We start from the raw sequence: 13,885 nt of genomic DNA on the forward strand, positions 1-13,885 counted from the left end.
GACGGCCTTCCGGCGGCCTCGTACAGTGCCGCCTATGAGTGATCAGGAGGAACAGCGGGTGCTGCGGGTGAAGGGCCGGGTGCTCGTCGGCCCGGACGAGGTGCGGGACGAACTGTGGGCCGTGGACGGGCGGATCACCTACGAGCGGCCGCCCGGCGCCGACCGCGCGGTGACGGTCACCGGCTGGGCGCTGCCCGGTCTGGTCGACGCGCACTGCCATGTGGGCCTGGACGCGCACGGCCCGGTCGACGCGGCCACCGCCGAGAAGCAGGCGCTCACCGACCGGGAGGCCGGAACACTGCTGATCCGGGACGCCGGATCGCCCTCCGACACCCGGTGGGTCGACGACCGCGAGGATCTGCCGAAGATCATCAGGGCCGGCCGGCACATCGCCAGGACCCGCCGCTACATCCGTAACTACGCCCATGAGATCGAGCCCGGCGACCTCGTCGCGTACGTGGCCCGGGAGGCCCGGCGCGGGGACGGCTGGGTCAAGCTGGTGGGGGACTGGATCGACCGCGACGCCGGGGACCTGACCGCCTGCTGGCCGCGCGGCGAGCTGGCGGCGGCCATCGCCGAGGCGCACCGGCTCGGCGCCCGGGTCACCGCGCACTGCTTCGCCGAGGAGTCGCTCACCGACCTGGTCGAGGCGGGTATCGACTGCATCGAGCACGCCACCGGCCTCACCGAGGAGACCATCCCGCTCTTCGCCGAACGCGGGGTCGCGATCGTCCCGACGCTGGTCAACATCGCCACCTTCCCGGACCTCGCGGCGGGTGGCGAGGCCAAGTTCCCGCGCTGGTCGGCCCATATGCGGCAGCTGTACGAACGCCGCTACGACACCGTGCGCGCCGCGTACGACGCGGGCATCCCGGTCTACGTCGGCACCGACGCGGGCGGCTCGCTGGCGCACGGCCTGGTCGCGGGCGAGGTGGCCGAGCTGGTCAAGGCGGGCATCCCGCCGCTGGAGGCCCTCTCCGCCACCGCGTGGGGAGCCAGGCGCTGGCTGGGGCGGCCGGTGCTGGAGGAGGGCGCCCCGGCGGACCTGGTGGTGTACGAGGAGGATCCGCGCGCGGACGTCCGGGTGCTGGCGGCTCCTCGGCACATCGTGCTGAACGGGCGTGTGATCGGCTGAGGGCGGCGCGGTGCCGTGTTGACGGGCAGTGACGGGGGCGCCCCCGGCTCGTTGAAGCACCTCCGCGCATGTTGCGGTGTCGTCCGGTGTGTTCGGGTGCCGTACGACCGGAGCCGGGTGAAACGAGTGACGCCGGGGAACGCGCGTGCCGAAAGATTCGAATATGCGCGCGGAAACCCCCCTTTGGGGTGAACTCACGTCAGGTATCCGCCAGTTCACCCTCAGTGCGTAAAGATTCACGGAGTCGAGGCCGCCGGCACGGGCGATGTCCCCCATTGGACTGTGCCGGTGGCTCCATGTCTCTTGTGGGGGTTCCACCATCTTGAACAGCAACACCTTCCGTCGCGCCGCCCTGGCGGTCGCCGCCGCCCCCGTCGCTCTGCTTGCCGCCGTCCCCGCGCACGCAGCCCCGGCGACGCCCACCACCGGCGAGGGCAAGGCGAGCGCGGTCGTGCTCCGTACCGGGCTCGACGTCTCGCTCCTCAACAAGTCCGTCCAGGTGCCCCTCAAGGTCACGCTCAACGAGGTGCAGGCGCCGGCCAGCGCCGAGAAGACCGCGCTGACGGTGGACCTGGACGGGGTGGAGGGCCGGCCGGTGAGCGTCCTGCGCGCCGATGTGGCCACCGCGAACGCCACGGTGGACGAGCACAAGGCCGAGGGGTACACCAACCTGGCGAAGGCCCGGATCCATGTCCCCGGACTCACCGCGCTCTCGCTCATCGAGGTCGAGAAGGTCACCTCCAAGGCCGTCTGCGAGACCGGCAGGAAGCCCGTCGCCGAGTCGAACGTGCTCGGCCATGTCGCGGTGCTCGGCAAGAAGGTCACGCTCAGCGCGGGCGGCCCGACGCAGGTGTCGGTGCCGGGTGTCGGCGAGGTCTCCCTCCACCTGTCCAAGACCGTCACCACCGAGCGCACGGCGGCCGCGACGGCGCTCCAGCTCAAGGTGTCGGTCAACCCGCTGAAGCTCAACGTCGCCGAGGTGGAGGGCGAGGTCACCCTCGCCGAGGCGACCTGCGAGACCCCGAAGGGGCCGAAGCCCCCCGAGAAGCCGGGCACCACGGACGGCGGCTCCACCGGCGGTGACACGGGCGGCGACTCCGGCGGCTCCACGGACGGCGGCTCCACCGGCGGTGACCAGGGCGACGGCGGCAAGAGCGGCGACGTGAAGACGCAGACCGGCTCCGACGCCGGCCCCGCCCCCACCGAGGCCAACCTCGCCGAGACCGGCGGCAGCTCCACCACCCCGTACATCGCGGGCGGAGCCGCCCTGCTGCTGGCCGTCGGCGCGGGCGCCACGGTGATGGCCCGCAGGCGCAGCGGCAGCCAGAGCTGATACGTGTGAGGGGGCGGCGTCCGCACGACGGACGCCGCCCCCGGTACACCGATCGGAGCGGCTCCTCAGCGCCCCGATCTCGCGGGCAGCGCCTGCACGGCCTGGTCCAGAGCCTGGAGGAAACGATTGGTCGTCGCCCGGTCGCGGACCGCGAGCCGCAGCCACTGCGGCCCGAGCCCCGGGAACGTATCCCCACGCCGGGCCGCGAAGCCCAGCAGCCGCAGCCGCTCCCGCACCTCCGCCGCCCGCTCCAGACGCACCAGGACGAACGGACCCCGGGCCGCCTCCACCGCCTTCACCTCGCTGAACTCGGCCAGCCCGGCGAGCAGATGGGCCCGGTCCACGGTGATCCGGTCCGCCGCCTCGGCCGCCTCCACCAGCGCCCGCGGCTCCATGCACGCCTCCGCCGCCGCCAGCGCCGGGGTGGACACCGGCCACAGCGGCTGCGCCTCCGCGAGCAGCGCCACCGTCTCCGGCTCGGCCAGGACATAGCCGATCCGCAGCCCGGCGAGCCCCCAGGTCTTGGTGAGACTGCGCAGCACCACGAGCCCCGGGATGTCCGTCCGCCCGCACAACGCCTCGCGCTCGCCCGGCACGACGTCCATGAACGCCTCGTCGACCACCAGCGTGCGCCCCGGCCGCGCCAGCCGCTCCAGCAGGGCCGCCGGATGCAGCACGGACGTCGGGTTCGTCGGATTGCCGATCACCACGAGGTCCGCCTGCTCGGGCACGGCCGCCGGATCGAGCCGGAAGCCGTCCTCCTCCCGCAGCAGCACCCGGCCCACCCCGTGCCCGGCCGCCCGGAGCGCCGCCTCCGGCTCGGTGAACTGCGGATGCACCACGACCGGGCACCGGGCCGGAAGAGCCCGGGCGATCAGGACGAACGCCTCGGCCGCGCCCGCCGTCAGCAGCACCCGCTCCACCGGCAGTCCGTGCCGGCCGGCGACCGCGGCCCGGGCGGAGGACCCGTCCGGGTAGGCGGCCAGCGAGGTGAGCGACGCGGTTATCCGCTCGCGCAGCCACTCCGGGGGAGTGTGGGTACGGACGTTCACGGCGAGATCGGTCAGATTCTCGCCGCGCACCTCCGCGTCGCCGTGGTGGCGCAGGTCGGGCCCGGCGCTCTCGATGTTCTGTGTGGGGGGAGTCATGGCAGCCATGGTGAACGGGCGGGAGCCCGCCGTCACCGGTGAGGTGGAAGTTTTCCTCCCGGAAACATCGAAAGTCCCGGTGACGGCCCGAAAGCGCCGGGCCACCGCACAGGTCGCCACCCCCGCGGACGCGGCGTTCGCGCCCGTGGCACGGGTCTTCGGCACCACCAGCTCGTCCGCCTCGATCAGCGCCGCCGCCTCCGCGACCGACGGGGTCCCCACCGCCGCACCCACCGCGCCCGAGGGGTGCGGCACGCGGACCGCGGCCAGCGCCCCGGCCGGATGCGTCCGCAGCGGCACCCCGAGCCGGGCCGCCGCCCCCACGATCCCCGGCTCGTCGCCCTTCGCGTCGACCGTCGCCACCTCCACCACGTCCGCCGCGTCCAGCCCGGCCCCGCTCAACACCGCCTCGATCAGGGCGAACACCGCATCGCCGGAGGCGCCGCGGCGCGCGCCGACCCCCACCACCAGACTGCGGGCGCCGGACTCCGGTCCGGGGCCGACGGATGCTCCGGTCATCGGCGGAGTCCTGCCTTTCAGGTCAAACGTCGCGGTGGTGCGTCGGTGGTACGTCAGGGGCACGGAGGCGGCGGGCGCGGCCGTTCCGTATACGGAGCACGGGCACGGGCGGCAGGAGAGACGCCGCGAGCCACGCCGGTAAGGACACCCTGGGATGCGGAGAGAGGGCTTGATCGGCTAGCAAGGCCCCATGGCGGTGTTCGTCGCGCTCGGCGCGTTCCTGATGACCCTGGCCGGCGGCTGGGTCGCCCAACGCGTCACCGACCGCCGTCATCTGGTGCTCGGCTTCGCGGGCGGGCTGATGCTCGGTGTGGTCGGACTCGACCTCCTGCCGGAGGCGATGGAGGCCGCGGGCACCCCGGTGTTCGGCGTGCCCGCCGCCCTGCTGCTGTTCGTCGGCGGCTTCCTGGTGGCCCATCTGGTCGAGGGGCTGCTCGCCGTACGCCAGGTGGCACACGGGGCGAGCGGCGAACGCGTACCGCAGGTGGGGCTGGCGGCGGCGGCCGCGATGGTCGGCCACAGCCTGATGGACGGCATCGCGCTCGGCGCCGCCTTCCAGGTCAGCGGAGCCATGGGCCTGGCCGTCGCGCTGGCGGTGATCAGTCATGACTTCGCCGACGGATTCAACACGTACACCCTCACCAGTCTGTACGGGAACGCCCGCCGCAAGGCGCTCCTGATGCTGTTCGCGGCCGCTCTGGCACCGGTCGTGGGCGCCGCGACGACGCTGCTGTTCACCCTTCCGGAGGAACTGCTCGGCGGCTATCTCGGCTTCTTCGGCGGTGCGCTGCTCTATCTGGCCGCCGCGGAGATTCTTCCCGAGGCGCACCACACCCATCCCGCCCGCTCCACCCTTCTCTGCACCATCGGGGGCGTGGGCTTCATCTGGCTGGTCGTCGGCATCGCCGAATGAGCCACGCGTACGCCCGCACACGCCGCCGAGGCGAACGCGCGGGTCGCTCACCGCGCCCGGCAGTGCTCGACGAACCGCCGGGCCACCTCGGGGGCGGCCGCCCAGTGGGTGTGCAGATAGCTGGCGTGCACGCCCCGCCGGACGTACCCCTCGACCCGCCGCTCCGGCTGGTGCATGCCCCAGGCCGGGGTGGCCCCCGCCCCCGGCTCCAGCACCGTGCGGTGGAACTCGTGACCGCGCATCCGGGTCCCCGCCACCGCCAGCGCACTGTCCGAGACCGCGACCGCCTGCCGGTACCCGAGCGTGAGCCGCTCGGACATCCGCGCCTCGGCGTCCAGCACCCCGCACATCGGCTTCCCGTCCAGCTCCCGCGCCAGATACAGCAGCCCCGCGCACTCGGCCGCCACCGGCGCGCCGCTCAGGGCCAGCTCCGTGACCGCCCGCCGCAACGGCTCGTTCGCCGACAGCTCGGGGGCGTACATCTCCGGGAACCCGCCGCCGATGACGAGCCCCGCCGTACCCGCCGGCAGCTTCTCGTCCCGCAGCGGGTCGAAGGTCACGACCTCCGCACCGGCCGCCGTCAGCAGCTCGGCGTGCTCCGCGTACGCGAAGGTGAACGCCGCCCCGCCCGCCACGGCGACAACGGGCCGGGGACCATGAGCGGCGGCTGCGGAGGAGGCTGAGGCTGCCGGGACGTACGCGGGCGCCCACGGCTCGTCCGCCAGCGCGGGAGCCGTCCTGGCCAGCGCCATCAGCGCGTCCAGGTCACACCCGGCGCGGACCCGCTCACCCATGGCCCGTACGGCGTCCACCGCATCGCCCTGCCGCTCGGCCACCGGCACCAGACCCAGGTGACGCGAGGGCGTCGCGACCTGCGGGGCCCGCCGGATCACGCCCAGCACCGGCAGGCCCGACTCGTCCAACGCGTCCCGCAGCAGCGCCTCGTGCCGGTCGGAGGCCACCTTGTTCAGGATCACGCCGCCGATCCGCACCTCCGGGTCCCAGGAGGCGAACCCGTGCACCAGGGCCGCCACCGACCGGGACTGCGACGAGGCGTCCACCACCAGCACCACGGGCGCCTTGAGCAGCTTCGCCACCTGCGCGGTCGACGCCAGCTCCCCTTGCCCCGAGGCACCGTCGTACAGCCCCATCACGCCCTCGACCACGGCGAGATCGCACCCCGCCGAACCGTGCGCGAAGAGCGGGGCGATCAGCTCCGGCCCGCACATGTACGCGTCGAGATTGCGGCCCGGGCGGCCCGTCGCCAGCGAGTGGTAGCCCGGATCGATGTAGTCCGGGCCCACCTTGTGCGGCGAGACGGCCAGCCCGCGCGCGGCGAAGGCGGCCATCAGACCGGTGGCGACGGTGGTCTTGCCGCTGTTGGAGGCCGGAGCGGCGATGACCAGACGGGGCACAGTCACCACTCGATGCCCCTCTGGCCCTTCTGCCCCGCGTCCATCGGGTGCTTGACCTTCGACATGTCGGTCACCAGGTCGGCGGCCTCGATCAGCTGGTCGGGCGCGTTGCGGCCGGTGATCACCACATGCTGGGTGCCGGGCCGGTTCCGCATCACCTCGACGACCTCGTCGGTGTCGATCCAGCCCCAGTGCATCGGATAGGCGAACTCGTCGAGCACGTACAGCTTGTACGTCTCGGCCGCCAGGTCGCGCTTGACCTGCTCCCAGCCCTCACGGGCCTTCTCCTCGTTGTCGAGCTGACCGTCGCGCTGGACCCAGGACCAGCCCTCGCCCATCTTGTGCCAGTCGACGGTGCCGCCCTCTCCGCTCGCGCCCAGCACCTTCAGCGCGTTCTCCTCGCCGACCTTCCACTTCGCCGACTTCACGAACTGGAACACCCCGATCGGCCAGCCCTGGTTCCAGGCCCGCAGCGCGAGCCCGAAGGCGGCGGTCGACTTGCCCTTCCCGATGCCCGTGTGGACGAACAGGAGCGGGCGGTTGCGCCGCTGCCGGGTGGTGAGCCCGTCGTCCGGCACCGATGTCGGCTGTCCCTGCGGCATCAAGCGGCCCTCCCGGCTGCGGTGACGTCCTTGACGAGTCCGGCGATCGAGTCGGCCCGCAGCTCGTCGAGCGTGACGGCGGTGCCTCCCAGATCCCGGGCCAACTCCCCGGCGAGACCGAGGCGTACGTACCCCGACTCGCAGTCCACGACGACCGAGGCCGTCCCTTCGGACCGGTGCAGCCGTGCCGCCCGCCCCGCGAGCGCCACCGGCTCGGGCCCGCCGGTCGCCCGCCCGTCCGTGACGACGACGATCAGGGGCCGCCGCGACGGATCGCGCAGCCGCTCCACCCGCAGGACGTCGTGGGCCTTGAGCAGCCCGGCGGCGAGCGGGGTGCGCCCGCCCGTCGGCAGCGACTCCAGCCGTGCGGCGGCCGCGTCCACCGACGAGGTCGGCGGCAGCGCCACCTCCGCCTCCTTGCCCCGGAAGGTGACCAGACCGACCTTGTCCCGCCGCTGGTAGGCGTCCAGCAGCAGCGACAGCACGGCCCCCTTGACCGCGCTCATCCGCTGCCGGGCCGCCATCGACCCGGAGGCGTCCACGACGAACAGCACGAGGTTGCCCTCACGCCCCTCCCGGGTCGCCTGCCGCAGATCGTCCCGGCGCACCACGAGCCCCCGCCCGGCACGCCCGCGCGCATGCTGGTGCGGGGCGGCCGCCTGCACGGTCGCGGCCAGGTGAAGCTTGGTCAGCGACCCCTGCGGGCGGCGCGCGCCGGTCGTACGCCCGTGCTCGGTACGGGCCCGGGAGCGCCGCCCGGCAGCGCCCTCGCCAAGCCCCGGCACGCTGAGCATCTTCGTCCGGAACGGCTCGGCGGACGCCACCGGCTGCTGCTCGGCCCCGGTGGACCGGCCGGGCGCGTCGGGGGTGCCTTCGGGAGCCTGCGACGGCGTGTCGCCGTCCTCGCCGCCCTGGCCCTGCGGCGGCGTACGGTCGCCGTCGGCCTGCGGCGGCACACCCCCGCCGCCACCGCCGTCATCGTTCCCGCCACCGTCGGGATCGGGGTCGGGCTGGTCATCGTCGTTGTTGTCGTCCTGCGGGCCGGCCTCGTCCAGGGTCTGGTCGAGCTTGTCCTCGTCCAGGCCCGGCGCGTCGAAGGGGTTGCGGCGACGCCGGTGGGGGAGTGCGAGGAGCGCGGCCTGGCGCACGTCGTCGGCGGTGACCTCCTCGCGCCCCGCCCAGGCGGCGAGCGCGGTGGCGGTACGGGCCATCACGATGTCGGCCCGCATGCCGTCCACCTCGAACGCGGCGCAGGTGGCGGCGATCTGCCGCAACACGCCGTCGCCGAGCACGACGCGGGGCAGCAGGGCGCGCGCATCGGCGATCCGCTGCCGCAGGGCGCTCTCCTCCTCGGCCCAGCGCGCCGCGAAGCCCTCGGGATCGTCGTCGTACGCGAGCCGGCGCCGCACGACCTCGACCCGCTCGTCGGTGTCCCGGGAAGCGGCCACCTCGACGGTCAGCCCGAACCGGTCCAGCAACTGTGGCCGCAGCTCGCCCTCTTCCGGGTTCATCGTCCCGACCAGCAGGAACCGCGCCGCATGTCGTACGGAGACGCCCTCGCGCTCCACGTACGAGGCACCCATGGCCGCCGCGTCCAGCAGCAGGTCCACCAGGTGGTCGTGGAGCAGGTTGACCTCGTCGACGTACAGGATCCCGCGATGCGCGTCGGCCAGCAGCCCCGGCTCGAACGCCTTCACGCCCTCCGAGAGCGCCCGCTCGATGTCCAGCGCCCCCACGAGCCGGTCCTCGGACGCGCCGACGGGCAGTTCCACGGTCCGCGCGGCCCGCGACACACCGGCCGCCTCCGCGTGCGGACCGTCGGGACACGCCGGATCGGGCGAGGCCGGATCACAGGAGAACCGGCACCCGGGCACGATGGCGACCTCGGGCATGAGGGCGGCCAGCGCACGCACGGCGGTGGACTTGGCGGTCCCCTTCTCCCCCCGCACGAGCACCCCGCCGACAGCCGGACTGACCGCGTTCAGCAACAGCCCGAGCCGCAGGTCGTCCTGCCCGACGATCGCGGTGAAGGGATACGGCGTACTCACAAGGCCTCCTGGTCGACATGAACAACAGCTGCTTCCCCGAGCCCGCGGGGCGTTGACTCCGCGGACCGGGCACCATCAAGCCCCTTGTTCCCGCGGGCTTCTCCCAGCGCCTCCGGGTGAGCCGTTTCCAGCCCCTCCGGCGATCGAGGAGCGGGGTCCGGGGCAGCGCCCCGGCTCTGCGGAGCCCCCGCACCCGACGACGGCGCCCCCGGCGGCACAAAGGGCAACCCCGGCGGCGCCCCGCCTTCGATCAACCGCCACAACGCATCCGTATCCGCGTGCTCCTCCACCAGATCCCCCAGCCGATCCAGCTGCTCCTCCCGCAGCACCCCGAAACTCGTGTCCGGCGCGGGAACGAACCGCCGCCCTGCGGCCCGGGCCACCTCCACCAGGAACCGCCGCCGGAACGCATCGCTCTCCAGCGACCCGTGCCAGTGCGTCCCCCACACCGCCCCCACCCGGCACCCGTCCAGGAACGGTTCCCCGCCCCGTACATCGGCCACCCCGTGGTGGATCTCGTACCCCTCCACCGGCTCGCCCAGCGCCGAACCGACCGGCCGCGCCAGCGTCTTGGCCCGGTCGAAGCGGATCCGCACCGGCAGCAGCCCCAGCCCGTCCACGACCCCCGCCCGCGACTCCACCTCGTCCTCGATCCGCTCACCGAGCACCTGGAACCCGCCGCAGACGCCGAGCACCGGCCGGCCCTCCGCCGCCCGCCGTACCAACGCGTCCGCGAGCCCCCGCTCGCGCAGCCAGGCCAGCGCCTTCACCGTGCCGCGCGTCCCGGGCACGATCACCAGGTCCGCGTCGGCCAGCTCATCGGCCCGGTCCACGAAGCGGACGACGACGCCCGGTTCGGCGGCCAGCGCGTCCACGTCCGTGAAGTTGGACATCAACGGCACCGCGCAGACCGCCACCCGCAGCACGTCCTCCCCATGGGGCGGCGCCACCACCGACTCGCGGACCGCGCCGCGCAGGGACACCCGCAGGCCGTCCTCCTCGTCGATGCCGAGCCCGTGGGCGTACGGCAGCACTCCGTACGTCCGCCGCCCGGTCAGACCGTGGAGCATGTCCAGCCCCGGCTCCAGCAGTGAGACGTCGCCCCGGAACTTGTTCACGAGGTAGCCCGCGACCAGCGCCTGGTCCTCGGCGCTCAGCAGCGCCGTCGTGCCGAAGAACGAGGCGAAGACCCCGCCCCGGTCGATGTCCCCGACCACCAGCACAGGGAACCGCGCGGCCCGCGCGATGCCCATGTTCACGATGTCGGTCCGCCGCAGATTGATCTCGGCAGGCGACCCGGCCCCTTCGCAGATCACCGCGTCATGGCTCGCCCGCAGCTGCTCCAGACAGTCCGTGACCGTGCCGAGCAGCGCCTCCTGACGGCCTCCGTGGTACCCCCGGGCGCTCATCTCGCCGACCGGCTTCCCCATCAGGACCACCTGGCTGGACCGATCGCTGCCGGGCTTCAGCAGCACGGGGTTCATCAGGGCCGTCGGCTCCACCCGGGCGGCCTGCGCCTGCATCGCCTGGGCCCGCCCGATCTCCGCGCCCTGGCGGGTCACGAAGGAGTTCAGGGACATGTTCTGCGCCTTGAACGGCGCGACCTTCACGCCCCGGCGCACCAGCCACCGGCAGATGCCCGCCGTGACGACGCTCTTGCCCGCGTCCGATGTGGTTCCCGCGACCAGCAGTCCGCCGCTCATGCCCGTCCCCGCTTCTGTCCTGTCGACGACCGTCCGGCGACCGCACGGCCGGCGGCCACGCGCCCCGCGACCAGCCGGCCCGCCACGCACACCCCGAGGGCCAGCGCGCCCACCCGGCGCGAGAGCCGCACCGCGCGTTCGATGTCCGCGCCCCGCACCTCCCGCCCGGCCGCCCCGTTGAGCACCGGCCGGTGCTCGACGCGCCCCGCGTACGCCAGCGTCCCGCCCAGCCGTACGCCGAGCGCCCCCGCGAACGCGGCCTCGACCGGACCGGCGTTCGGGCTCGGGTGCCGGCCCGCGTCCGCCTTCCAGGCGCGTACGGCCTCCGAGGGCCGTCCGCCCGCCGCGACGGCCAGCGCGGCCGTCAGACGGGCGCCCGGCCACCCCGCGAGGTCGTCCAGGCGGGCCGAGGCCCAGCCGTAGCGGCGGTGGCGGGGCGACTTGTGGCCGACCATCGCGTCCAGCGTGTTCACGGCCCGGAACCCGACGAGCCCGGGCACCCCGCCGATCGCCCCCCACACCAGCGCGCCGACGACCGCGTCCGAGGTGTTCTCGGCGACCGACTCGACGACCGCGCGGGCGATGCCCGGACCGTCCAGGGAGTGCGGATCGCGCCCGCACAGATGCGGCAGCCGCTCCCGGGCCACCTCCAGGTCCCCGGCGGCCAGCGCGCCGCCGACGGCGCGGGCCTCCCGGCCCAGCGACGTACCGCCGACGACGGACCAGGCGGTGGCGGCGGTCAGCGCGACGGCGAGCGCGGGCCGGTCCCGCACGGCGCGTGCGGCCAGCGCGGCTACCCCCACGGCGCCTCCGGCGCACACCAGGGTGTGCAGCGCGCCCCGGCCCCGGTCGTCACGCCACAGCAGGGACTCCACCCGCGCGGCGGCGCGGCCGAATCCGGCGACGGGGTGGCCGCGCCGGGGGTCGCCGAGCAGGGCGTCGGCGATCAGTCCGGCCGTGGCGCCGTACGCGAAGACGCGGTCGGCACGCACGGCTCAGGCCGCCGTGAGCAGAGGCGTTCCGGCACCGGGGCCGTCACTGGGGGGCACAGGATGCGGCACACGGCGGCCGGGCATGGCGTAGGTCCTCACTCAGGGTCCGCGCCCTGGTTCGACGTGACCGGCGACGAGAGTCTCCTGGCTTCCGGATCCGCAGTTCCCCCGGCCTTCCAGCCCGCGTACCGCGAGCCGTGACGTCCGGTGTGGGGGAGTGCTCCCCGGTGACAGTGGCGGGACCGCGCCGGATTCGCACCGGCTTCCTCTGCTGTCGCCGTAAATGGCTCCGGCAGTCCACCACGCCCCGAGAACAGCCGTCAACTCGCTGTTGACCTGCGGGGCTCCCCTGTGGGCGGACGCACACACGGACGCACATCGGGCCGGACACACGAGGTGTGTCCGGCCCGAGGAAGTGCGGTGGAACGGGGTCAGGCGACGATCAGATAGATCCCGTACGAGACCGCCGCCACGCACAGCCCGAAGCAGGCGTACGCGCCGGTGCGCGCCAGCGCCACCGATCCGCCGGAAACGCTGCTTCCGGCCGTGGCGGACTGCTTGGAGAGGGCGACGATGCCCAGGGTGAAGAGGCCGACCAGCGCGACGGTGACCACGAGGCTGACACCGAAGACGGAGGCGAGAGCTGCCCAGTCGATTTTCATGCGGATCTGTCCTTACACCGTGGCCGGCGGCCGGGCCGGGTCGTCGGGCGCCGTGGCCGGAGCCGGGATGGTGGTCATGAGGTCGGAGGCCGGGCCGCCGACGGGCGGCGGCTGGACCGCGGCGATGGCGGTGGTGACGACGCCCTGCGGCTCGTCCTCGCCGACGGCCGCGTCGTTGACGTTGGTGTGGTCGACCGGCTGGCGGCGCGAGGCCAGCCAGATCGCGAAGGAGCCGCCGACGAGCAGGATCGCGGTGACGGTGATGCCCCAGGTGCCCTGCTTGGTCAGGAACTCGGCGCCCGCGCCGACCAGACCCGCGGCCGGCAGGGTCAGACCCCAGGCGACGAACATCCGGGTGGCGGTGGACCAGCGGACCACGCCCCCCTTGCGGCCGAGGCCCGCGCCCATCACGGCACCCGAGCAGGACTGGGTGGTGGAGAGCGAGAAGCCGAGGTGCGAGGAGGCCAGGATGACGGTCGCCGCACTGGTCTGGGCGGCGAAGCCCTGCGGCGGCTTGAGATCCGTCAGGCCGCTGCCCATGGTGCGGATGATGCGCCAGCCGCCGAGGTAGGTGCCGAGCGCGATGGCCACACCGGCGGAGACGATGACCCACATCGGCGGGTTGGAGCCGGGGGCGAGGACGCCGCCGGTGACCAGGGCCAGGGTGATGATGCCCATCGTCTTCTGGGCGTCGTTGGTGCCGTGGGCGAGCGAGACGAGACCGGCGGAGGCGATCTGTCCGGCCCGGTAGCCCTTGGCCGTCGACTTCAGCTGGTTCGGGTCGGTGACGTTCCGGTTGATCCGGTACGTCAGCCGCGTGGCCAGCATCGCGGCGAGGCCGGCCACCAGCGGGGCGGCGATCGCCGGGAGCAGCACCTTGGTGACCACGGTGCCGCCGTTGATCGAGGACCAGCCGGCCGACATGACCGCGGCGCCGATCAGACCGCCGAACAGGGCGTGGGAGGAGCTGGAGGGCAGGCCGACCAGCCAGGTCAGGAGATTCCACAGGATGGCGCCGACGAGCGCCGCGAAGATGACCTCGGTTCTGAGGCCGTCCTCGTTGACAATCCCGCCGGAGATCGTCTTCGCGACCTCCACCGACAGGAACGCGCCGATCAGGTTGAGAACGGCGGACATCGCCACCGCTGTCTTGGGCTTCAGTGCGCCGGTCGAGATGGTGGTGGCCATCGCGTTGGCGGTGTCGTGGAAACCGTTCGTGAAATCGAACACGAGAGCTGTTACGACCACAATCGCAAGCAGCAGCGTGATGTGTTCCATTTACCCAGGCAATCGTTCGACGTCAGTGGCTCGTGGACCGTAGGCAACCTGAGTGAACGGAAGATGAACTGGACAGGGCTTTGCGGTGACCCCAAACGGAGTGGGTCGCTTCCGCTTGTGTGCGGGAGAGGTTGCGG

11 protein-coding genes and 1 riboswitch are annotated in these 13,885 nt (G+C 73.5%); of the genes, 3 read left to right on the forward strand and 8 right to left on the reverse strand.

Annotated elements, in window-relative coordinates:
• Nucleotides 1–34 precede the first annotated feature (34 nt).
• Together AC0VY3_RS11040 and AC0VY3_RS11045 are read left to right on the forward strand one after the other, a co-directional pair.
• Nucleotides 35–1,135 (forward strand): amidohydrolase family protein, encoded by a 1,101-nt coding sequence (locus AC0VY3_RS11040; protein WP_103510674.1) that lies wholly within the window; start codon nt 35–37, stop codon nt 1,133–1,135.
• Between the two features lie 322 nt (nt 1,136–1,457).
• A complete protein-coding gene (locus tag AC0VY3_RS11045) occupies nt 1,458–2,468 on the forward strand; it encodes an SCO1860 family LAETG-anchored protein (RefSeq protein ID WP_103510673.1) in 1,011 nt (336 codons plus the stop codon).
• A 65-nt stretch (nt 2,469–2,533) separates the two neighbouring features.
• Here the strand turns inward: AC0VY3_RS11045 and cobC are convergent, their stop codons facing one another.
• Complete coding sequence (gene cobC / locus AC0VY3_RS11050; protein ID WP_103510672.1) at nt 2,534–4,135, reverse strand: Rv2231c family pyridoxal phosphate-dependent protein CobC; 1,602 nt, start codon at nt 4,133–4,135, stop codon at nt 2,534–2,536.
• A 190-nt stretch (nt 4,136–4,325) separates the two neighbouring features.
• Here cobC and AC0VY3_RS11055 point away from each other — a divergent pair, with 190 nt between their 5' ends.
• Nucleotides 4,326–5,048, forward strand: a complete 723-nt coding sequence (locus tag AC0VY3_RS11055) for a ZIP family metal transporter (RefSeq protein WP_103510671.1) — start codon at nt 4,326–4,328, stop codon at nt 5,046–5,048.
• A 47-nt stretch (nt 5,049–5,095) separates the two neighbouring features.
• Here the strand turns inward: AC0VY3_RS11055 and AC0VY3_RS11060 are convergent, their stop codons facing one another.
• The 7 genes from AC0VY3_RS11060 to AC0VY3_RS11090 all read right to left on the reverse strand — a co-directional run bounded on the left by AC0VY3_RS11060 (nt 5,096) and on the right by AC0VY3_RS11090 (nt 13,748).
• Entirely contained in the window at nt 5,096–6,472 is a 1,377-nt protein-coding gene (locus AC0VY3_RS11060; RefSeq protein WP_475549520.1) for a cobyrinate a,c-diamide synthase, read from the reverse strand.
• Nucleotides 6,466–7,065, reverse strand: a complete 600-nt coding sequence (gene cobO / locus AC0VY3_RS11065) for a cob(I)yrinic acid a,c-diamide adenosyltransferase (RefSeq protein ID WP_032756693.1) — start codon at nt 7,063–7,065, stop codon at nt 6,466–6,468. The genes AC0VY3_RS11060 and cobO overlap by 7 nt, the downstream gene beginning before the upstream one ends.
• Entirely contained in the window at nt 7,065–9,113 is a 2,049-nt protein-coding gene (locus tag AC0VY3_RS11070; RefSeq protein ID WP_475549521.1) for a putative cobaltochelatase, read from the reverse strand. The genes cobO and AC0VY3_RS11070 overlap by 1 nt, the downstream gene beginning before the upstream one ends.
• Nucleotides 9,110–10,816 (reverse strand): cobyric acid synthase, encoded by a 1,707-nt coding sequence (locus AC0VY3_RS11075; protein ID WP_103510668.1) that lies wholly within the window; start codon nt 10,814–10,816, stop codon nt 9,110–9,112. Before AC0VY3_RS11075 ends, AC0VY3_RS11070 begins: the two co-directional genes overlap by 4 nt.
• Nucleotides 10,813–11,808, reverse strand: a complete 996-nt coding sequence (locus tag AC0VY3_RS11080) for a cobalamin biosynthesis protein (RefSeq protein ID WP_475549522.1) — start codon at nt 11,806–11,808, stop codon at nt 10,813–10,815. The genes AC0VY3_RS11075 and AC0VY3_RS11080 overlap by 4 nt, the downstream gene beginning before the upstream one ends.
• A 137-nt stretch (nt 11,809–11,945) precedes the next feature.
• Nucleotides 11,946–12,077: riboswitch (cobalamin riboswitch) on the reverse strand.
• A gap of 162 nt (nt 12,078–12,239) precedes the next feature.
• Complete coding sequence (locus AC0VY3_RS11085) at nt 12,240–12,470, reverse strand: hypothetical protein (protein WP_103507759.1); 231 nt, start codon at nt 12,468–12,470, stop codon at nt 12,240–12,242.
• A 12-nt stretch (nt 12,471–12,482) separates the two neighbouring features.
• Entirely contained in the window at nt 12,483–13,748 is a 1,266-nt protein-coding gene (locus AC0VY3_RS11090) for an inorganic phosphate transporter (RefSeq protein WP_103507760.1), read from the reverse strand.
• Nucleotides 13,749–13,885: the final 137 nt, after the last annotated feature.

The organism is Streptomyces sp. iso_384, from assembly GCF_056172905.1.